The organism is Variovorax sp. E3, from assembly GCF_016082275.1.
In the GTDB taxonomy this organism is placed as follows: Bacteria; Pseudomonadota; Gammaproteobacteria; order Burkholderiales; family Burkholderiaceae_C; genus Variovorax.
The window spans coordinates 1-19,813 of the sequence record NZ_MOWM01000038.1 but is presented as its reverse complement, the minus strand read 5'-3'; the positions used below and the strand labels follow the sequence as shown (position 1 = coordinate 19,813).

The window sequence follows — 19,813 nt, the reverse complement described above, 5'->3', positions numbered from 1 at the left end:
CGCGACATGCGGCTGGTGCTGATCGAAGGCCTGCCCGGCACGGGCAAGACCACGCGGGCACGGGAACTGTGCGCGTCCGCGTTGCATGAAGGCCGCGAAAGCCGCTGGTACCTCGAAGAAGCCGCGGACCACCCGGTGCATCCCCATGTGCTGAGCGCGCTGAAATCGCATGCGGACTATCCGTCGCATTGCCTTCGAAGCTGGCAGCGCTTCGCAGCCGAGGCTCGTTCGGCGGGCACGCTGCACATCCTCGAAGGCAGCGCATTCCAGAGCACGGTGCGATTCATGATGGAGCAGGACTGCGCGGACATCGACGGCTACTTCGAGGCCTTCGAAGAAACGGTGCGCCCGCTGTCCCCCTCCTTCATCTACCTGCGGCCGGAAGACGCCGAGGCGCATTCGCGCGCCACGGCCGTATATCGCGGTGCGGAATGGACCCGCAAGGTCACCGCCTATATCGAGCAGACGCCCTATGCGCGACGTCGCGGGCTGCGAGGCGAAAGCGGCATGCATCGGTTCTGGGCCGACTATGCGCATCTGTGCGATACGCTGGTGAGCAGGCTCTCCATGCCCGTGAGCCGGCCTGGCGCGACACTCGATTCACCGCCCATCGACAAGGACACATGATGCAGAAGCCACCCTACTGGTTTCCCGCCAAGCGCTACGGCTGGGGCTGGGGCGTGCCCACGTGCTGGCAGGGCTGGATGGTGATCGCCGTGTACGCCGTGCTGGTGGCCATGGCCGTGGTGTTCATTCGCCCCGCACGCGATCCGCTGCTGTTCGTCGCGGCGGTCTCGGGCCTGAGCATCGCGCTGGTCGCGGTGTGCTGGCTCAAGGGCGAGCCGCCGCGCTGGCGCTGGGGCGGCAAGCAATAGGCCGCTTGATTCGATGACCCTCGAAGCCCTCGCACGAAGTTCGCTGGCCGCGCTGCTGCTCGCATGCGCCGCTTCTTCCGCCTTCGCCAACGGCAGCCTCTTCTGCCAGGGGAGTCCGTATTCGGCGGAGGTCCAGTTCAGCCTGTCCTCCGGCCGCCTGACCGACGTCGTCGTGTCCCGCGACGGCAATGACGACGCCGACAACAACGAGGCAGCGCCCGCTTCCCGGCGAATCGCGCTGCAACACAGCTCCGCCGACTACCGCCGCCAGCGCATGCTCGCCAGCGGCAAGGGCGTCACGTTGCGCGTGTCGAAGGCCCGAGGCACGCTGGCCTACGCGGGCAAGCAGCACACGCTGCGTTGCGACTGGTCCAGCCTCGGCTGAAGAAAGTCTCGCGCTGCGCCGTCAGGCCGCGGCCATCACCTGGTCGCGCCCCATCGCCTTGGCGCGGTAGAGCGCCGCATCGGCCTTGGCCAGCACCTCGTCGACACCCCTGCCGTCTTCGCGCGCGGCCACGCCGATGCTGACCGCGATGGAGCCCACCTTGGCCATCGGCGAATCGGCCGCGAAGGGCTCGTCGATGGCCTGCTTCAGGCGCGCGGCCACGGCCATGGCCTCGGCCTTGCCCACGCCGGGCAGCAGCACCACGAACTCCTCGCCGCCGTAGCGCCCGAGCAGCCCCGCGTCGCCCACCGCGCGCTGCATGCGGTGCACCGCCTCGCGCAGCACCCGGTCGCCCATCTGGTGGCCGAAGCGGTCGTTGATGCCCTTGAAGTGGTCCAGGTCCACCATCAGCAGCGCCATGTGCTGCTGGCCCGACGTGGACGTGAAAGCATCGCGGCACGCGTCCAGCAGCGCGCGGCGGTTGAGCGCGCCGGTCAGGGAGTCGCGCGTGGCCATGTATTCGAACTCGGTGTGCACCCGATCGGTGGCCATCAGGATGACGGCGATGGACAGCAGCAGCACGGAGATCGAATACATGCTGATGTAGAGCGCCTGGATCCAGGTCGCCTCCATCAGGTTGCTGCCGGCCATGCCCATCACCACCGACACGAAGCGCAGCGCCGCCACGACGGCCTGCGCCAGCAGCAGGCCGATCATCAGCCGCTGGCCGAACACGCGGGGCCGGTGGCGCAGATAGAGCAGCGCATGGGCAAAGAACAGCAGCGACACCGCGAGCGTGACGATCAGCAGGCGGGCCTCGAAGTCGGGCTTCACGCTGCTGAACCAGAACATCGACAGCCCGATCACGCCGTTCAGCAGCGTCCAGCCCCGGGTGTCGCTGTGCCCCTGCAGGAACTTCTGGCTGCCCGAGTAATAAAGGATGCAGGCCTGGAACAGCACGACGTTGGCCACGACGATCGTGAGGAAGTCCGGGAAGAAGCCGCGCGCCGCGAACAGCAGGGTGCTCACGAATGCCACCAGCGGTCCGCGGGCCCAGTCGCTCAGCCCCCGGATGCTGGGCGGGTAGCTGCGCCGCATGAAGAACATCACCAGCGCCATCATGACGCCCATGAGGCCGGCCAGCATGATGACGGAGCGGGGATCGAGGATGTACGGCAATGCGCCCATGGGGCGTGATTATTGATTAATGTTGACATTGCCGGCGCGCCCTTTCTCGCAGCATCTCGCCGCGTCGCGCCGCAAGCCTCAGAGCCGCTCGACGATGGTCACGTTGGCCATGCCGCCGCCTTCGCACATGGTCTGCAGCCCGTAGCGCTTGCCGCGCTGGCCGAGCGCATGGACCAGGGTGGTCATGAGCTTGGTGCCCGACGCGCCGAGCGGATGCCCCAGCGCGATGGCGCCGCCGTTCACGTTGAGCCGGTCCGCGTCGGCGCCCAGCGTCTGCAGCCAGGCCAGCGGCACGGGCGCGAAGGCTTCGTTGACCTCGTACAGGTCAATGTCGCCGATCTTCATGCCGGCCTTGAGCAGCGCGCGCTGCGTGGCGGGAATGGGGGCTTCGAGCATGATGACCGGGTCGTGCCCCATCACGCTCATGTGGTGGATGCGCGCGAGCGGCTTCACGCCCAGCGTCTTCAGGCCGCGTTCGTTCACCACCATCAGCCCGCTCGCGCCGTCGCAGATCTGGCTGGCCGTGGCGGCCGTGCAGCGCCCGCCCTCGGCGATGAGCTTGACGGCGGCAATGCTCTCCAGCGTGGCGTCGTGGCGGATGCCTTCGTCGGTGGTGTGCAGCTCGCCGGGCTCGGTGCCGTCGGCCAGGCGCACCGCCACGGGCACGATCTCGCGTTCGAAGAGGCCGGCCTGGGTGGCGGCGATGGCGTTGCGGTGGCTGCGCAGCGCGTAGGCGTCGAGCTCGGCTTTCTCGATGCCGTAGTTGCGCGCGATCATCTCGGCGCCGGTGAACTGGCTGAACTGCACGTCGGGGTAGCGCGCGGCCATTTGCGGGCTCACGTAGAAGCCCAGGCCGTTCTTCAGCGCCAGCGTGGTGGGCGTGCCCATGGGCACGCGGGTCATGCTCTCGACGCCGGCGGCGATCACGATGTCCATGCTGCCCGACATCACGGCCTGCGCCGCGAAGTGCAGCGCCTGCTGCGACGAGCCGCACTGCCGGTCGACCGAGGTGGCCGGCACCGACTCGGGCAGCTTCGACGCCAGCACCGCGTTGCGCGCGATGTTGGACGACTGCTCGCCGGCCTGGCCGACGCAGCCCATGATGACGTCTTCGATCAGCGCGGGGTCGGCGTCGGCGCGCTCGACCAGCGCATCGAGCACCTGCGCGGCCAGGTCGGCGGGGTGCCAGCCGGCCAGGCGGCCGCTCCGGCGGCCGCCGGCGGTGCGCGCAGCGGCGACGATGAATGCTTCGGGCATGAGGGGTTCTCCGGTAAGGTCAGGGGGTTGGAGAATTGTTGGTGCCGTGCCGGTGTGGAGCGTCGTCGAAACGGACGATTTTGAAGACGCCCCCACGGCCCGCCGCCGCATCCGTATGCTTGCACCGCTGCAGCCAGGGCTCGCGGCACGGGAGACACGAACGATGGGAATCCGTATCGCGCTGACAGCCGGCCTGTGCATGGCCGCCGCCACGGCCGCCATAGCCTTCGAGGCCGCGGGCATCGACATGCCCGCGCTGGTCCGCCATCCGCACAGGCCGGAAGCCGCGCAGGGCACGCCAGGCAACATGCGCGGCGTGACCTGCAAGGAGGTGCGCGCCAGGAAGCCGGCGGAACTGCCCTCGCCGTGGCGCGGCGCGGTCACCGCCATCTCGATGAGCTGCGAACCCTTCCCGGGCCTCGACAAGGAGCCCGACGTCAGCACCGACGCCGTGGCTCGCCTGCGGCCCGGCGCAGCCACGCTGTGGGGCGTGCCGGTGATCGAGCTGCGCCATAGCGAGTCGTGGGCGCACGGCGACAGCCAGTACGTGCTGGGCGCGGCGTATGCCGACGTCGCCGCGTCGCTGGGCGCCTACCTCCAGGCGCGCTGCCTGTCGCAGGCGCCGCGCGCGGCACCGCGCGAGAGCATCTGCAACGTAGAGCCCGACGCGCGGCACGGCGGGCTCTACGTGCGCACCAGCGAGCTCGGCGGCGTCTGGCTGCACCCGGACCCGGCGGACCCGCGCCGCTCGATCCTCGCGCAAGCCTGGTCGGAATGAGCGGACGGCAAAAAAACGCTCAGCGCGGCGCCATGCGAATGGCGCCGTCCAGCCGCACGCTCTCGCCGTTGAAGTAGCCGTTGGTGATCATCAGCTCGGCCAGCGTCGCGTACTCCGCCGGGTTGCCCAGCCGCTTGGGAAACGGCACCGACGCGGCCAGCGCGGCCTTCACGTTGTCGGGCGCGCCCTGCAGCAGCGGCGTGTCGAAGATGCCCGGCAAGATGGTGTTCACGCGAATGCCCTCGCCCATCAGGTCGCGCGCGATGGGCAGCGTCATGCCGACGATGCCGGCCTTCGACGCGGTGTAGGCGGCCTGGCCCATCTGCCCGTCCTGCGCCGCCACCGAGGCAGTGTTGACGATGGCGCCGCGCTCGCCGTCCTGCAGCATGTCCAGCGTGAGCATGCCGGCCGCCGACTTGGCGATGCAGCGGAAGGTGCCCACCAGGTTGATCTGGATGATGCGGTCGAAATTCGCGAGCGGAAAGTGCTTGATCTCGCCCGTGGCCTTGTCGCGGCTCGCGGTCTTCACCGCGTTGCCGGTGCCGGCGCAGTTGACCAGCACGCGCTCCTGGCCGTGGGCGGCGCGGGCCTTGGCAAAGGCCGCGTCCACCTGCTCTTCGGACGTGACGTCGACCTTGCAGAACACGCCGCCCAGTTCGGCGGCCAGCGCCTGGCCCTGCGCTTCGTTGAGGTCGAACAGCGCGACCTTCACGCCGTGGCTGGCCAAGCGGCGCGCGGTGGCGGCGCCCAGGCCGGAAGCGCCGCCGGTCACGACGGCGGCAATGCGGGAATCGAGTTGCATGAGGTGCGGTCCTTGCAGGGTAATTGGCGGTTTTCGCGGGCCAGTTTAGGAAGCAGAATCGGCGGCGGCATCGTCGGAAACGACGGAAATCCGGACCGTTCGGGCCCGGCCACGCCGCTTCCCCCCGCTCGCCGATGTCGCCTTCCACGCCCCGCATCCTCGAAACCAAGCTCAGCCCCCCGGCCTTCACGGCCACGCAGGTGCCGCGCACCGCGATCCGCGAGGAAATCGCGGCGGCCACCGTCAAGCTGGTGCTGGTGCGCGCGCCCGCCGGCTTCGGCAAGACCACGGCCATGGCGCAGATCCGCGAGCGCGTCGAAGCACAAGGCATTGCCACCGCGTGGCTCACGCTCGATCGCGCCGACAACGACGTGTCGCGCTTTCTCAATTGCCTGGCCGAAGCCGTGCAGCGGCTGGGCGTGGACGAGCCCCGCGCCAACGGCCCCTTCGACGCCGTGGCCGCGCTGGCCGCGCACGACGCGCCGTTCACGCTGTTCCTGGACGACTTCGAGGTGGTGCAGGAGCCGGCGGTGCTGGGCCTGGTGCGCGAGATCGTCGAGCACCTGCCGCGCCGCGGGCAGCTCGTGATCGGCTCGCGCGGCCTGCCCGACCTGGGGCTGGGACGGCTGCGCGCGCGCGGGCAGCTCATCGAGATCGACACCGACCGGCTGCGCTTCAGCCTCGAAGAGACCAGCGCGTTCTTCGGGCTGCGCATGGCCCACGCGACGCATGCGGCGCAAGCCGTGCAGGCGCTGCCGGCCGACCTGCTCTCGCAGCTGCACCACAAGACCGAAGGCTGGGTGGCCGCGATCTGGCTCGCGTCGATGGCGCTGGAGCGCCACGGCACCGAGACCGGCTTTGTCGAGCGCTTCTCGGGCTCCGACCGCGCCGTGGCCGACTACCTGGCCGAGGACGTGCTCGCGCACCAGCCGCCGGACATTCGCGAGTTCCTGCTGCGCACCAGCATCCTGCGCCAGCTCGATGCCTCGGTGTGCCAGGCGCTGTGCCCGCGCGCCGATTGCGCGGCCATTCTCGAGCGGCTGGCCGCGTCGAACCTGTTCCTCACGCCGGTGAGCGGCGAAGGCGGGGACGGCGGCGCGTGGCGCTATCACAGCCTGTTCGCCGACTTCCTGCGCGTGCAGCTCGCGCACGACATGCCCGGCGAAACCGAGCGCCTGCACCTGGCGGCCGCCGGCTGGTACGAGTCGCACGACCGGCCCGTGCCCGCCATCGACCACGCCATCGAGGGCGGCGACCATCCGTATGCGCTGGTGCTGCTCGACGGTTACGCGGCGCAGTTCCTGGAGCAGGGCCGCATGCGCATGCTCGCGCGCTGGTTCTCGGCCATTCCCGAACACCAGCTGCGCGAACACCCGTTCCTGCAGCCGATCGCGCTGTGGGCGACCTGCTTCACGCACGGCCCTTGGGACGCGATGCGCATGCTCGAGCAATCGGGCTGCCTGGACAGCCCCATCGCCGAGGTGCGCGCCAGCGCCCACACGCTGGTGCCGCTGCTGCTGGCCATGCAGGACCGGCACGACGAAGCCTACGAGGCCGGCCGCCTGAGCCTGGCGCGCCTGCCCACCGGCCTGCCCTTTGCCGACAGCGTGCTGCTCAACGCCATGGCCCACATCCTGGCGGTGCGCGGCGACCCGCACGAGGCGCGCCGCATGCTCGAGGCCGCGCGCGAACGCGGCAGCAGCACCTTCAACCGCATGTACACCGAGTCGCTGGCGGGCCTGTTCGACCTGCACGAAGGCCGGCTGCGGCAGGCCACCGCGCGGCTGCGCATGGCGGTCGACTCGACGCATGCCGTGTCCTACAACCACAGCCACGGCAACGCCTGGGCCGGCGTGCTGTACGCAGGCGCCGTGTACGAGACCAACCAACTGGTGCAGGCCGAGCACCTCCTGAACGTGTACCTGCCGCTGGCGCGCGACGTGGGCCTGCCGGACCACATGATCCTGAGCCACGTGATGCGCTCGCGGCTGGCGTTCCATGCGGGCGACATCGACGCCGCGTTCCAGGCGCTGACCGAGCTCGAATACCTCGGCCACCACCGGCAGCTGCCGCGCGTGGTGGCGGGCGCCAAGCTGGAGCGCTCGCGCGTGCTGCTGCTGCAGGGCAACGGCCCCGCGTCGCGCGACGAACTGGCGCGCGCCGACGACCCGGCCCTGTGGAACCGCGAGAAGCGCCAGCGCCTGCCCGCGCACGACCTCGACTACATGGCGCTGGCCAAGGCGCGCTGGGACATCGCGTTCGGCGACGCGCGCGCGGCGCTGGGCGTGCTCGACGCCGAACTGCACGCCGCGCTGGCCGCGGCGCACAACCGCCGCGCGCTCAAGCTGCGGGTGCTGCGCGCGCTGGCGCTGCAGGCCGCGGGCGACCCGGCGGCGGCCGTGAAAGAAATAGAGACCGTGCTGCAGGCCGCGAGCCAGGAAGGCTTCGTGCGGCTGATCCTCGACGAGGGCCCGGCCGTCGGCACGCTGATCCACCGCTACGCGCTCACCGCGCAGGACACCCCCGCCGCGCGCGCCGACCCGATCCTGGCGGACTACCTGCAGCGGCTGCTGCAGCTGGTCGGCCCGATGCCGGCGGCCGAGCCGGAAACGCCTGCCGCCGGTGCCGACGCCATGAAGGAGCCGCTCACGCGCAAGGAAATCCGCGTGCTGCAGCTGCTGGCCGAGGGCTACTCGAACAGCGCGATGGCCGAAAAGCTGTTCGTGTCGGACAGCACGGTGCGCACGCACCTGCGCAACATCAACATGAAGCTGGACGCCCGGAGCCGGACGCAGGCCGTGGCGATTGCGCGGCGGCTCGGCGTGATCCGGTAGGCGGCAGCCGCCCCGGCGGGCCGGCAGGGCGGGCGCCACCGGGTATTACAAATACTACGGATTCCGGTGATACCGCCCCCCACGGGCGGTGCCTAGCATTCCCCTCAGAGATCAGAGCCTTCCAACTATCGCGATTGCGCCCGCCAGCGCGCCGTCGCGGCTGCGGAAGAGCCATGCCCAGCCGAATCAGACGGCTGCGCAGGGAGCCACCGAAACAGAGAACGCCACGAGCGGACGCCAGCATGCCCAAAGGAATCCCCAACCCGGCCCCCATGTACGGCATCGCTCCGCGCGCCTGGGGGTTCGAGGTGTCGATCGTGCGCAACGGCAACCGCTTCTACAAGCAGTTCGGCCGCGCCAGCTACGGCAGCGAGGAGCAGGCGCTGCTCCAGGCGCAGGCCTGGCGCGACGAGATCGTGCGCAGCTTTCCGCCGGTGGCGCGGCGCACGCGGGCCGAGAAGCTCCGGGTCAACAACACCACCGGCGTGTCGGGCGTTTTCTGCCAGGTGGCGTCCGGCGGCCGGGTGCGGGCCTGGGTGGCCAAGACCTACCTCGGCGAGAACGAGATCCTGCGCACCGACTTTCCGGTCGATGCCGCGGGCGGCGACGCGCAGGCGCTGGCCATCGAGGAACGGGGCCGGCAGCTGGAGCGCATGGCGGGCCTGGCCAGGCTGCACCCGGCCGAGGAATCGATCCGCAAGAGCAAGACCGCGCTCCCGGCCGAGCTGCTGTCGCCCAAGCGTTCGAAGTCCGAAATCAAGCGCAGCACCAATTCCAGCGGCGTGAGCGGTGTCCACTTCAAGGCGCCGAATGTCGGCCATCCGGGCTACTGGCTGGCCATCACCTACACGGCGGGCAAGGGCAGCGTGAGCAAGGCCTTCTCGATCAAGGAACACGGGCCCGACGGCGCCAAGCTGCTGGCCATCGCGGAACGCGAGCGCCAGCTCGAAGCCAAGCTGTCGGGCGGCACCCGTACCAGCGCCGGCACCGATGTCGCCACCGGCACCCACACCGGCACGACCATTCCCCCCATCCCCTTCCGCCAAGAGGTGCGGCAAGACCTGCGGCAGGACCTGCGCCCCCACGGCGCGGCGGGCGCCGGCGCGACAGAGGCAAGGCAGGCGCTCCTGTGAGGCTTTCGTGTCCAGGCGCGGGCCGGGCATGCCGGTTCGGCCAGAATAGCGGGGAAACGCGTGCGCCGGCGAGCGCCACGCGGTTCGCAGAGCCCGCAATCAGCAGCCGCTGCGCCCGGAAAAGCAGCAACACGTCGAGCATGCCCAAAGGTATCCCCAATTCGGCCGCCATGTACGGCATTTGCGCCAGGCCCTGGGGGTTCGAAGTCTCTATCGTGCGCAACGGCGTGAGGCACTACAAGCAGTTCGGCAAGGCCAGCTACGGCGGTGCCGAGCAGGCGCTGCTCCAGGCACAGGACTGGCGCGACGAGATCGTGCGCAGCATGCCGCCCCCGACGCGGCGCGAGCGGGCCGAAAAACTCCGCGCCAACAACAGCACCGGCGTGCCGGGCGTGTTCCACCAGCTCTCGGCCGGCGGCCGGGTGCGGGCCTGGATGGCCAAGACCTACATCGGGCAGGGCGAGATCCTTCGCACCGACTTCATCGTCGACCACCTGGGCGACGCGGCGCATGCGCTGGCGATCCGCGAGCGCGCGCAGCAGCTGGAGCGCATGGCGGGCCTGGCGCGGCTGCATCCGGCCGAGGAAGCGATCCGCACCGGCCAGTCGGCCCCGTCGCCGGGGCCGCGATCGGCCAAGCGCTCGAAGTCGGAGATCACGCGGCGCAACAACACCAGCGGCGTGAGCGGCGTGCACTACAAGACGCCCGGCCCCAGCCACCCCGGCTACTGGCTGGCCATCACCTACACCACCGGCAAGGGCAGCACGAGCAAGGCCTTCTCGGTGAAGGAACACGGCCACGACATGGCCAAGCGCCTGGCGATCGCGGAGCGCGCGAGGCAGCTCGCCGACAAGCTGCGCCACCAGGACGGCGCAAAGCCGGGCCACTGATGACGCAAGACAGACACGGCTTCGCCCACGCGGCGAAGTCCGCCAGCCCCCGCTCGCCCGCCGCGGCCCGCATGGCACGCCACGGGACCGCGCGGCCATGACGCTCAAGTCGCTTCACCAGTTGCTGCGGGTGGCCTCCCACCTGCTGGACCAGGCCGCGGCCGAGGTCCGCTCGAACGACCTGGCGCCCGTGCGCGAGAACATCGAGCGCATCGGCCGCGCGCTGATCGAGGTGATCGAGGTGCAGCGCCTCATCTACGAGGAACAGCCCGAGCTCGCGCCGAAGTCGCTCGCAGCCTCGCCGAAGGAGGCCGACGCGGGCCGGCTCTTCACGCAGTTCACGATGGAGGCGCTGGCGCTGGAAGACGCGGGCCACACCGAGGCGGCGCGCGAAAAATACACGGCCTTCATCGGCATCTCGCCCTCGCATCCGCACCGAGAGATCGCGCGGGCCGAGATACGGCGGCTGTCGTAGCGCAGCAGGTCAGAGCGCCCGCGAGATCACCTCTTTCATGATCTCGTTGGTGCCGCCGTAGATGCGCTGCACGCGCCCGTCGGCGTACATGCGCGCCACCATGTATTCGCTCATGAAGCCGTAGCCGCCGAACAGCTGCAGGCATTCGTCGACCACGCGGCCCTGCGTTTCCGAGCCCCAGAGCTTGGCCATCGAGGCGGTGGCGGTGTCGAGCTTGCCGGCCACCAGGTCTTCGACGCAGCGGTCGATGAAAGCGCGCCCCACCTTGATCTGCGTGGCGATCTCGGCCAGCTTGAACTTGGTGTTCTGGAACTCCGCGATCGGCTTGCCGAAGGCCTTGCGGTCGCGCACGTACTCGAGCGTGGCTTCGTAGGCGCCTTCCATGGTGGCGAGCGCGCTCAGGCCGATGATGGTGCGCTCGTAGGGCAGGTCGCTCATCAGCTGGAAAAAGCCCTGCCCTTCCACGCCGCCCAGCAGCGCGTCGGCCGGCACGCGCACGTCGTCGAAGAACAGCTCCGAGGTGTCCTGCGCCTTCATGCCGATCTTGTCGAGCACGCGGCCCACGCGAAAGCCCTGGCAGCCCTCGGTCTCGACGATGAGGATCGACGTGCCCTTGGCGCCCTGCGCCGGGTCGGTCTTGCACACCACCAGCACCACGCCCGCGAGGAAGCCGTTGGTGATGAAGGTCTTGGAACCGTTGATGAGGTAGGCGCCGTCCTTCTTCTCGGCGCGGGTGCGCACGCCCTGCAGGTCGGAGCCGGCGCCGGGCTCGGTCATGGCGATGGCGCCGACCAGCTCGCCGCGCGCCATGCGCGGCAGGTAGTGGCGCTTCTGTTCGTCGGTGCCGTGGTTCAAAAAGTAGTGCGCCACGATGGCATGCACCGACGTGCTCATGCCGCTCAGGCCGCGCCGCGCGCACTCTTCATAGAACACGGCTTCGTGGCGGAAGTCGCCGCCGCCGCCGCCGAATTCTTCGGGGATGTCGGCGCACAGCAGGCCGAGCGCGCCGGCCTTGCGCCAGATCTCGTGGCCGACGTGGCCGCGCTTGCGGGCCTCTTCGTCGTGCGGGCGCATTTCGGTCTCGATGAAGCGCACCACGTTGTCGCGGTACAGGTCGAGGTCTTCGTCGCTCCAGGAGCGTCGGAAATCGATGGGCATGCTTGTCTTCCTTGAATGTTTTTTTTCTGGAGTCAGCCGACGCGGCGGCTCCTGCCGGCCCAGAAGGGCTCGCGCAGCTGGAACTTCTGCAGCTTGCCGGCGGCCGAGAGCGGCAGCGCGTCGCGAAACTCCACGCTGCGCGGGCACTTGTAGCCGGCGATCTGCTCGCGGCAATGCGCGATGACGGCTTCGGCCTCCAGCGCCATGCCCTCGCGCCGAACGATCACCGCGTGCACGCGCTCGCCCCACTTGTCGTCGGGCACGCCGATGACGGCGGACATCGCCACCTGCGGCAGTTGCGCGATGGCGTTCTCGACCTCGGCCGAGTACACGTTCTCGCCGCCGCTCACGATCATGTCCTTCATGCGGTCGACCACGAAGACGAAGCCCTGTTCGTCCATGTAGCCGCCGTCGCCGGTGTGCATCCAGCCGCCGCGCAACGCGGCCTCGGTTTCCCTGGGTTTGTTCCAGTAGCCCTTCATGACCATGGGCCCGCGCGCGACGATCTCGCCGACCTGGCCGGCGGGCACCTCGCGGTCGTCGCCGTCGACGATGCGCACCTCGGCAATCGAAATCGGCGTGCCGGCCGAGCGCAGCAAGCGCTCGCGGTCGGGGCCCGGCAAGTGGCAGTGCGAAGGCAGCGCGGTGACCACGGGCGACAGCTCGGTCATGCCGTAGACCTGCGCGAAGGCGGTGCCGGGAAACGCGCGCATGGCCTGGTCGAGCAGCGCCGCGTCGATGGGCGCCGCGCCGTAGGACAGCAGGCGCAGGTTCGACAGATCGAACTCCGCGAAGCGCGGATGCTCGATCACGCGCTTGATCATGGTCGGCACCAGGAACATCTCGGTGATGCGCGCCGACTGCAAGGTCTGCAGCACGGCCAGTTCGTCGAACACCGGCACCACGTGCACGGGCACCAGCCGCATCAGGCCCTGCAGCGCGACGCCGCAGCCGGCCACGTGGAACATGGGCGCCGCGACGATGGCGGCGGCGTCGTGCGTGTCGCGCGGCAAGGCGGCCACCGAGCCCAGCGCGTTGATGCACAGGCTGCCGTGCGTGAGCATCACGCCCTTGGGCTGGCCGGTGGTGCCGCCCGTGTACATGACGGCGGCCAGCTCGTCGCTGGTGTGCGGCGCGTCGTCGATCGGCTCGGCGGCGGCGAGCAAGGCTTCGTAGCCGAGCATGCCTTCGGGCACGGCGCCGTCGCCGCAATAGACCACGGTGCGCAGCGACTTCGAGAGCTTGCGCAGCTCGGCCGCCATGGGCGCGAAGACGTCGTCCACCAGCAGGATGCGGGTGTCGCAGTCGTCGAGCGAATACGCGACCTCCTTCGGGTTCCAGCGGATGTTGACGGGGTTGATGACGCCGCCGCCCCACCACGTGCCGAAGAAGTATTCGACGAAGCGGTGCGAGTTGAGGCTCATCATGCCGACCCGGTCGCCGGGCTGCATGCCGAGCTGCCGCAGCACGGCGCCCAGGCGCGAAACGCGGCCGGTGAACTCCGCGAAGTCGAGCCGCTTGCCGCCGCAGACCACGGCGGTGGCCTTGCCTTTTTCGCGCCGGCCCTTGTGCAGGGGTTGGGTGAGGAACATGGGGTCTCCGTTCTCCGGTTCTTGTCAGGAGGCGCACAGCGGCGCGATGGCTTCCGCCGGCACGCCCCAGCGGCGCAGCACGGTCGGGCCGTCGTCGTGCGCGGTGGCCGGCGGCACCACGGGCGCGGTGCGGCTGAAGCGCGGCGCGGGCGCGGGCTGCACCACGCCGCCCACGTCGGCAAAAGTGCCGCGCGCCACGTTGTGCGGATGCACGGGGGCCTCGTCCCAGTCGAGCACGGGGGCGAAGCAGGCGTCGCTGCCTTCGAGCAGCACGCACCACTCGTCGCGCGTGCGGGTGCGGAACACGTCGCCATGCGCAGCTTGAGCAGCGGCCAGCGGTCGGCGTCCATCTGCGCGTCGAAGGCCGGGTCGTCGGCGATGCCGCAGCGCTCGCGCATGAGGGCATAGAACTGAGGCTCGATGGCGCCCACGGCCACGTACTTGCCGTCGGCGCAGGCGTAGGTGTCGTAGAAGTGCGCGCCGCCGTCGAGCATGTTCTCGCCGCGCTGGTTGCTCCACTGGCCGGCCGACTTGAAGCCGTACATCATGGCCGACAGCAGCGCCGCGCCGTCGGTCATGGCCGCATCGACCACCTGGCCCTGCCCCGAGCGCCTGGCCTCGTGCAGCGCGGCCAGGATGCCGAAGGCCAGCAGCATGGCGCCGCCGCCGAAGTCGCCCACGTAGTTCAGCGGCGGCACGGGCGGCTCGCCGGCACGGCCGATGGCATGCAGCGCGCCGCTGATGGCGATGTAGTTGATGTCGTGGCCGGCCGCGTGCGCGAGCGGGCCGTGCTGGCCCCAGCCGGTCATGCGGCCGTAGACCAGGCGCGGGTTGCGCGCATGGCACTGCGCCGGGCCCAGGCCCAGGCGCTCCATCACGCCGGGGCGAAAGCCTTCGATGAGCACGTCGGCCTTTTCGATGGCGTCGAGCACCGGCTGCGCCGCGCCTTCCGCGCGCAGGTCGACCTGCAGCGTGCTGCGGCCGCGCGCGAGGATGTCGTGCGAATTGGCGCGCGTGCCGGGCCGCGCGATGCGCAGCACCTCCGCGCCCATGTCGGCGAACAGCATCGCGCAGAACGGCCCGGGGCCGATGCCCGCCATCTCGATCACGCGTAGTCCCTGCAGTGGGCCTGCCATGGCTTGTCTCCTGTTGCGTGGCGCCATCTTGGCGCGGGGGCGGCGCCGCTGCATCGTCGAAAGCGACGAATGCGGCGTGTTCAGGTGACGGGAACGGCGGCGCGCAACCGCGCCACGCGGCGCAGGTGCCACGCGGGCGGGCCGAACTGGTGCTCGATGAGGGTGGCGCGGCGAAAGTAGTGGCCGATGGCCAGCTCTTCCGTCATGCCCATGCCGCCGTGCATCTGCACCGCGCCCTGCCCCACCGCGCGGCAGGCCTTGGCGACCGCGACCTTGGCGGACGACACGGCACGCGCGCGCGCGCTGGGCGTGGCGCCGTCGACGGCCTCGCCCACGCTCGCGGTGAGGGCGTCGGCCTGCTCCAGCGCCATGTGCATGTCGGCGAGCCGGTGCTGCAGCACCTGGAAGCTGGCGATGGGCACGCCGAACTGCTTGCGCTGGCGCACGTGGTCGAGCGTGTCGCGCATCAGGCGGCGCATGACGCCGATGGATTCCGCGCAGACGGCGAGCGTGGCCTCGTCGAGCGCCTGCTCGATCTGCGGCAGCGCGCCGCCTTCGGTGCCGAGCAGTGCGCCGGCCGGCACGCGCACGTTGTCGAAGGCGATGTCGGCGGCGCGGCCGCCGTCGCGCGTCGGGTAGGCGCGCAGGCGCAGGCCCGGCGTGTCGGTCGCACGACGAGCAGCGAGAGCCCCGCGCCGCCGCGCGCGCTCACGACGAGGTGGCTGGCCCAGGGCGCGGCCTGCACCACGGCCTTGTGCCCGTCGAGCCGGAAGCCGTCGCCTTCGCGCACGAGCTGCGTCGTCACGTCGGACGGGTCATATCGGCTGCCGGGTTCGCTGTGCGCAAAGGCCAGCACGGCCTCCCCGCCCACGATGCGCGCCAGCAGGTCGTCGGCCAGCGCGCCGGGGTGGCGCGCCAGCAGGCCGGCGCCGATCACCATCGTCGAGAGGTACGGCTCGGCCGCCAGCGCGTCGCCCAGCACCCGCATGACCGCGAGGTGCGCAGCCATGCCGCCGCCGAAGCCGCCCTGCGATTCGGGCAGCGCCACGGCCAGCAGGTCGAGTTCGCGCGAAAGGCCGCGCCAGAAAGGCGGCGCGGCGTGGTCGGCATGGGTCAGTGCGTGCAGGCGCTGCTCGAAGCCGTGCTGGCCCTCGAGGTAGCGCGCCAGGCTGTCGCACACCATCGACAGGCTGTTGTCTTGTTCGGTGAAGCTGTTCATGGCGAATAGCCATCAGCGGGCCAGCAGGTGGCTCGCGACGATGTTGCGCTGCACCTCGTTGGAACCGGCGTAGATGGAAGCGGCGCGGTCGTTGAGGTAGGCGGACACCGAGAACACGGCCTCTTCGGGAATCGGCATGTCGCCTTGCAGGCCGTCGTCCAGCGGCAGGTTGGCGGCGGCGTGGTGGCCGGCGATTTCCACGCCCAGCTCGGTCAGGCGCTGACGCAACTCGGAGCCCAGCACCTTGCCCATCGACGGGCGGATGCCCACCGGCTCGCCGCGTGCCTGCGCGCGCAGCGACTGCAGCTCGGTGGCTTCGACCGCGTCGATGGCGCAGTCCATTTCGGCCAGCCGCAGCGCCATGCCGTCGGCCTCGTCTTCGTGGCCCGGCGAGGCAAACGCCACCCCGGCCGCCGCGGTCAGCCGGCGCAGCCGCGCGCGCAGCATCGGCGCCCACGCGCCGCCGCGCTCGTGCTGCAGCAGGTACTTGGCAATGGTCCAGCCCTGGTTCTCTTCGCCGATGAGCCCGTCGGCCGGCACGCGCACGTCGTCGAAGAACACCTCGTTGAACTCGTGGTCGCCCGAGATGCTGACGATCGGGCGGATGGTGACGCCCTGCGCCGGCAGGTCGAAGCACAGGAAGCTGATGCCCTGCTGCGGCTTGCCGCCCGAGGCGGTGCGCACGAGGCAGAACATGCGGTTGGCGTACTGCGCGTGCGTGGTCCAGATCTTGGAGCCGTTGATGACGTAGTGCGCGCCGTCCCGCACCGCCTTGCACTGCAGCGACGCGAGGTCGGAGCCCGCCTGCGGCTCCGAGTAGCCCTGGCACCAGTAGTCCTCGCCCGAGGCGATGCCGGGCAGCCAGCGGCGCTTCTGCGCCCCGGTGCCGAAGGCGATGATCACCGGCGCCACCATGCCGGGCCCCATGGGTGCGCGCTGGGGCGCGTCGGCCGCGGCCAGCTCGCTCGAAAAAATGTAGTGCTGCATCGGCGTCCAGCCGGTGCCGCCGTGTTCGACCGGCCAGTGCGGCACGCTCCAGCCGCGCGTGGCGAGGATGCGGTGCCAGCGGTTGGCTTCGTCGTAGTCGCTGAAGATGCCGGCGCATCGGCGGCCCGCACGGCGCAGGTCGGGCGTCAGTTCGCGCGCGAGAAAGTCGCGCACCTCGTCACGGAACGCGGTCTCCGCGGCGGTAAGGGTCCAGGCCATGGGTGTTGTCTCTCGGGAGTACAACGGCCAGTGTGAGGCCTGCGTCCCGGACGGCATCGTCGGTTCGGACGAAGAACGCGGCCGGGCGGGCCCCGGCGCCCCCATGTCGCGGTTCAGGCCGCGATGGCTTCGCGCGCCGGCGTCGACTTGGCCGGCACGGGCATGTGCTGCGCCCAGTCGATGATTTCCAGCTTGCCGTCGGCGTGCTCGGCCAGCGCCGTGAGGCTTTCGACCCAGTCGCCGTCGTTGCAGTACAGGATGCCGTCGATGTCGCGCATCTCGGCATGGTGGATGTGGCCGCACACCACGCCCTGCGCGCCGCGGTTGCGGGCCTCGCGAGCCACGGCGGCCTCGAAGTCGCCCACATAGCTCACGGCGCGCTTGACCTTGCCCTTGAGGTACTTGGACAGCGACCAGTACGGCAGCCCCATGCGCGCGCGCAGCGAGTTGAGATGCCGGTTGAGCTTGAGCGTGAACTCGTAGAGCGAGTCGCCCACGTAGGCCAGCCACTTGGCGCACTGGATGACGCCGTCGAACAGGTCGCCGTGAATGATCCAGAGCTTGCGCCCGTCGGCCGTCTCGTGGATCCACTCCTCGGCCACGTCGATGCCGCCGAAGTTGTGGTGCAGGTACTTGCGCGCGAACTCGTCGTGGTTGCCCGGGATGAAGATCACGCGCGTGCCCTTGCGCGCCTTGCGCAGCAGCTTCTGGATCACGTCGTTGTGCGCCTGCGGCCAGTACCAGTGGCGCTTGAGCTGCCAGCCGTCGATGATGTCGCCGACCAGGAACAGCGTCTCGCACTCGGTGTGCTTGAGAAAGTCGAGCAGCGCCCGCGCCTGGCAGCCGGGCGTGCCCAGGTGCAGGTCGGAGATCCACAGCGTGCGGAAGTGCAGGGGTGGACGTGCGCGATCTTCGTCCTCGGGGTCGAGGGCCCGGGTCGCGGTGTCGCGCCATGCGCGAATGAAAGCGTCGTCGCGTTGCATGGACGGGTAGGCTCCCACTGCCCGATGACCGCGCGATGGCACACCCGTGACATCCCGGTGACGCGTTGGCGCCGGGCAACGCCACAATCCCGCGATGCGCTCTGGCCAGATCATCGTTCTTGCAACCCCTGTCTTCTTTCTTCTTATCGCGATCGAATTCGTGGTGGGCCGCGTGCGCGCGCGCCGCGGCACGGGGCAGGACACCTACCGCCTGGCCGACGCGGTGAACAGCATCGGCCTGGGCATGCTCAGCCAGATCAGCGCGGTGCTCACGGGGCTGCTGCGCATCGGCATCTACACGTCCGTGTATTCGGCGGTGGCGCTCTTTCCGCAAGAGGCCGCGCGCGAGTTCTGGACCAACTGGTACGGCTGGCTGCTGGCGCTGGTGTTCTACGACCTGTGCTACTACTGGCTGCACCGCATGGGCCACGAGTCGGCGGTGCTGTGGGCGGCGCACGTGGTGCACCACCAGAGCCAGCACTACAACCTGTCGACCGCGCTGCGCCAGACCTCCAGCGGCGCGCTGTTCGGCTGGCTCTTCTACCTGCCGATGGCGCTGGCGGGCGTGCCGCCGCTGGTGTTCGTGGTAGTGGCGCTCATCGACCTGCTCTACCAGTTCTGGGTACATACCGAGCAGGTGGGCAAGCTGGGCTGGTTCGACCGCTGGTTCTGCTCGCCGTCGAACCACCGCGTGCACCACGCGGTGAACGACCACTACCTGGACCGCAACTACGGCGGCATCCTGATCGTGTGGGACCGCCTGTTCGGCACCTTCCGCGAGGAAGACGAGCGCTGCGTGTACGGCACGCGCGGCGAGCTGCGCAGCTGGGACCCGCTGTGGGCCAACGCCGAGGTGTACTGGGCGCTGGCCAAGGACTCGTGGCATGCGCGCAGCTGGGCCGACAAGCTGCGCGTGTGGCTCAAGCCGCCGGGCTGGCGGCCGGCGGACGTGACGGCGCGCTTTCCCAAGCCGGCCTTCGACATCGCCAAGGTCACGCGCTACGAGCCCGAGGTGAGCCCGGGCGTGCAGTGGTTCGCGGGCGTGCAGTTCGTGCTGATGCTGGCGGGCGTGGCGTTCTTCCTGTGGTTCTCCGACGTGATCCCGCTGCCGCGCGCGGCCGTGTGGCTGGCCGCGCTGACGGCCAGCCTCTGGGCCATCGGCGGCGTGCTGCAGGGGCGGCTGACGGTGACCGAGGTGCTGCTGATCGAGGCGGCGGCGCTGGCCACGGCGAGCGCGGCGCTGGGCATCGACTGGCTGCATCTGTCTTCAAGCCGCTGGCGCTGGCCATCGCCATCTTCTTCGCGGCGCGGCGCGCCATGGCGGCCGGCGGCGTGACGACCTTCGACGGGCTGCTGCTGGCGGGGCTGGTGGCCTCGCTCGGCGGCGACGTGATGCTGATGGGACCGGCGAAGCTGTTCGTGCCCGGGCTGGTCTGCTTCCTGCTCGCGCATCTGGCGTACATCGCGCTGTTCCGCATCGGCGTCGGGCTGTTTCCGCGGCGCGGGGCGCTGGCGGCAACGCTGCTGATCGGCGCGGCGATGTACGCGTTCCTGTGGCAGGGTGGCCTGCCCGTGGCCTTGCGGGCGCCGGTCGCGGCCTATGTGGTGGTGATCGCCTGCATGGCGGCGCAGGCCATCGGGCGCGCCGCCGTGCTGCGCCATACGGACCCGGCCGCGCGATGGGTGGCGGTGGGCGCGTGCGTCTTCATGGTGAGCGATTCGCTGCTGGCGACGAACCGGTTCGTGACGCCGCTGCCGCTGGCGGCGCTGTGGGTGCTGGCCACGTACTACATCGCGCAGATATTGATCGTGCGGCACGCGCGGCCCGCAATCCGCGTTTGACTTTGTCTGTCTCCCTCCCCTTCCGGGGGAGGGCCGGGGTGGGGGCAAGCGACGTATCCA

General features: G+C 70.2%; 17 protein-coding genes and 2 pseudogenes. 9 read left to right on the top strand and 10 right to left on the bottom strand.

Going from position 1 to position 19,813, the window contains the following annotated elements; all coding sequences use genetic code 11:
• Nucleotides 1-6 precede the first annotated feature (6 nt).
• Genes BMG07_RS15655 through BMG07_RS15645 form a run of 3 tightly spaced genes read left to right on the top strand, consistent with a single transcriptional unit; the run spans nucleotide 7 to nucleotide 1,260 of the window.
• Nucleotides 7-627 carry a hypothetical protein gene (locus BMG07_RS15655; protein WP_198085348.1) on the top strand — a complete coding sequence of 207 codons (621 nt, stop codon included), beginning with the start codon at nucleotides 7-9 and terminating at the stop codon, nucleotides 625-627.
• Complete coding sequence (locus BMG07_RS15650; protein WP_198085347.1) at nucleotides 624-875, top strand: hypothetical protein; 252 nt, start codon at nucleotides 624-626, stop codon at nucleotides 873-875. The genes BMG07_RS15655 and BMG07_RS15650 overlap by 4 nt, the downstream gene beginning before the upstream one ends.
• Before the next feature lie 13 nt (nucleotides 876-888).
• Nucleotides 889-1,260: a hypothetical protein gene (locus BMG07_RS15645; RefSeq protein WP_198085346.1), complete on the top strand. Its 372-nt coding sequence runs from the start codon at nucleotides 889-891 to the stop codon at nucleotides 1,258-1,260.
• A gap of 21 nt (nucleotides 1,261-1,281) precedes the next feature.
• Here BMG07_RS15645 and BMG07_RS15640 read toward each other — a convergent pair whose 3' ends face one another.
• Nucleotides 1,282-2,448 carry a GGDEF domain-containing protein gene (locus tag BMG07_RS15640; protein ID WP_198085345.1) on the bottom strand — a complete coding sequence of 389 codons (1,167 nt, stop codon included), beginning with the start codon at nucleotides 2,446-2,448 and terminating at the stop codon, nucleotides 1,282-1,284.
• A 78-nt stretch (nucleotides 2,449-2,526) separates the two neighbouring features.
• Nucleotides 2,527-3,705, bottom strand: coding sequence for an acetyl-CoA C-acetyltransferase (locus BMG07_RS15635; RefSeq protein WP_198085344.1), 1,179 nt, complete (start codon nucleotides 3,703-3,705; stop codon nucleotides 2,527-2,529).
• A gap of 163 nt (nucleotides 3,706-3,868) precedes the next feature.
• On the opposite strand from BMG07_RS15635, the gene BMG07_RS15630 reads away from it, so the two are divergent.
• Nucleotides 3,869-4,483, top strand: coding sequence for a hypothetical protein (locus BMG07_RS15630; RefSeq protein ID WP_198085343.1), 615 nt, complete (start codon nucleotides 3,869-3,871; stop codon nucleotides 4,481-4,483).
• 19 nt (nucleotides 4,484-4,502) lie between these two features.
• On the opposite strand, the gene BMG07_RS15625 is transcribed toward BMG07_RS15630, so the two are convergent.
• Entirely contained in the window at nucleotides 4,503-5,285 is a 783-nt protein-coding gene (locus tag BMG07_RS15625) for an SDR family NAD(P)-dependent oxidoreductase (RefSeq protein ID WP_198085342.1), read from the bottom strand.
• 134 nt (nucleotides 5,286-5,419) lie between these two features.
• Between BMG07_RS15625 and BMG07_RS15620 the strand changes: the two genes are divergently transcribed.
• The 4 genes from BMG07_RS15620 to BMG07_RS15605 all read left to right on the top strand — a co-directional run bounded on the left by BMG07_RS15620 (nucleotide 5,420) and on the right by BMG07_RS15605 (nucleotide 10,617).
• Nucleotides 5,420-8,119: a LuxR C-terminal-related transcriptional regulator gene (locus BMG07_RS15620; RefSeq protein WP_198085341.1), complete on the top strand. Its 2,700-nt coding sequence runs from the start codon at nucleotides 5,420-5,422 to the stop codon at nucleotides 8,117-8,119.
• Between the two features lie 242 nt (nucleotides 8,120-8,361).
• A complete protein-coding gene (locus tag BMG07_RS15615; protein WP_269759023.1) occupies nucleotides 8,362-9,252 on the top strand; it encodes an AP2 domain-containing protein in 891 nt (296 codons plus the stop codon).
• Nucleotides 9,253-9,392: 140 nt separating this feature from the next.
• Nucleotides 9,393-10,142, top strand: coding sequence for an AP2 domain-containing protein (locus BMG07_RS15610; RefSeq protein ID WP_269759022.1), 750 nt, complete (start codon nucleotides 9,393-9,395; stop codon nucleotides 10,140-10,142).
• A 97-nt stretch (nucleotides 10,143-10,239) separates the two neighbouring features.
• A complete protein-coding gene (locus tag BMG07_RS15605; protein WP_198085340.1) occupies nucleotides 10,240-10,617 on the top strand; it encodes a hypothetical protein in 378 nt (125 codons plus the stop codon).
• A 9-nt stretch (nucleotides 10,618-10,626) separates the two neighbouring features.
• Here BMG07_RS15605 and BMG07_RS15600 read toward each other — a convergent pair whose 3' ends face one another.
• From BMG07_RS15600 to BMG07_RS15575, 7 genes and pseudogenes are all read right to left on the bottom strand, one after another.
• Nucleotides 10,627-11,775 carry an acyl-CoA dehydrogenase family protein gene (locus BMG07_RS15600; RefSeq protein ID WP_198085339.1) on the bottom strand — a complete coding sequence of 383 codons (1,149 nt, stop codon included), beginning with the start codon at nucleotides 11,773-11,775 and terminating at the stop codon, nucleotides 10,627-10,629.
• Nucleotides 11,776-11,807: 32 nt separating this feature from the next.
• The gene (locus tag BMG07_RS15595) at nucleotides 11,808-13,367 is read right to left on the bottom strand and encodes a long-chain-fatty-acid--CoA ligase (RefSeq protein ID WP_198085338.1); all 1,560 of its coding nucleotides are present in this window, start codon (nucleotides 13,365-13,367) and stop codon (nucleotides 11,808-11,810) included.
• 24 nt (nucleotides 13,368-13,391) lie between these two features.
• A pseudogene (locus BMG07_RS15590) lies at nucleotides 13,392-14,530 on the bottom strand (CaiB/BaiF CoA transferase family protein).
• Nucleotides 14,531-14,583: 53 nt separating this feature from the next.
• Nucleotides 14,584-14,982, bottom strand: coding sequence for an acyl-CoA dehydrogenase family protein (locus BMG07_RS44110; RefSeq protein ID WP_307866980.1), 399 nt, complete (start codon nucleotides 14,980-14,982; stop codon nucleotides 14,584-14,586).
• Nucleotides 14,970-15,722: an acyl-CoA dehydrogenase family protein gene (locus BMG07_RS15585; protein ID WP_307866979.1), complete on the bottom strand. Its 753-nt coding sequence runs from the start codon at nucleotides 15,720-15,722 to the stop codon at nucleotides 14,970-14,972. Before BMG07_RS15585 ends, BMG07_RS44110 begins: the two co-directional genes overlap by 13 nt.
• 12 nt (nucleotides 15,723-15,734) lie before the next feature.
• Nucleotides 15,735-16,928: an acyl-CoA dehydrogenase family protein gene (locus BMG07_RS15580; RefSeq protein WP_198085337.1), complete on the bottom strand. Its 1,194-nt coding sequence runs from the start codon at nucleotides 16,926-16,928 to the stop codon at nucleotides 15,735-15,737.
• A gap of 113 nt (nucleotides 16,929-17,041) precedes the next feature.
• Nucleotides 17,042-17,911, bottom strand: a complete 870-nt coding sequence (locus BMG07_RS15575; RefSeq protein WP_198085336.1) for a UDP-2,3-diacylglucosamine diphosphatase — start codon at nucleotides 17,909-17,911, stop codon at nucleotides 17,042-17,044.
• 94 nt (nucleotides 17,912-18,005) lie between these two features.
• On the opposite strand from BMG07_RS15575, the pseudogene BMG07_RS15570 reads away from it, so the two are divergent.
• A pseudogene (locus BMG07_RS15570) lies at nucleotides 18,006-19,753 on the top strand (lysoplasmalogenase family protein).
• Nucleotides 19,754-19,813 lie beyond the last annotated feature (60 nt).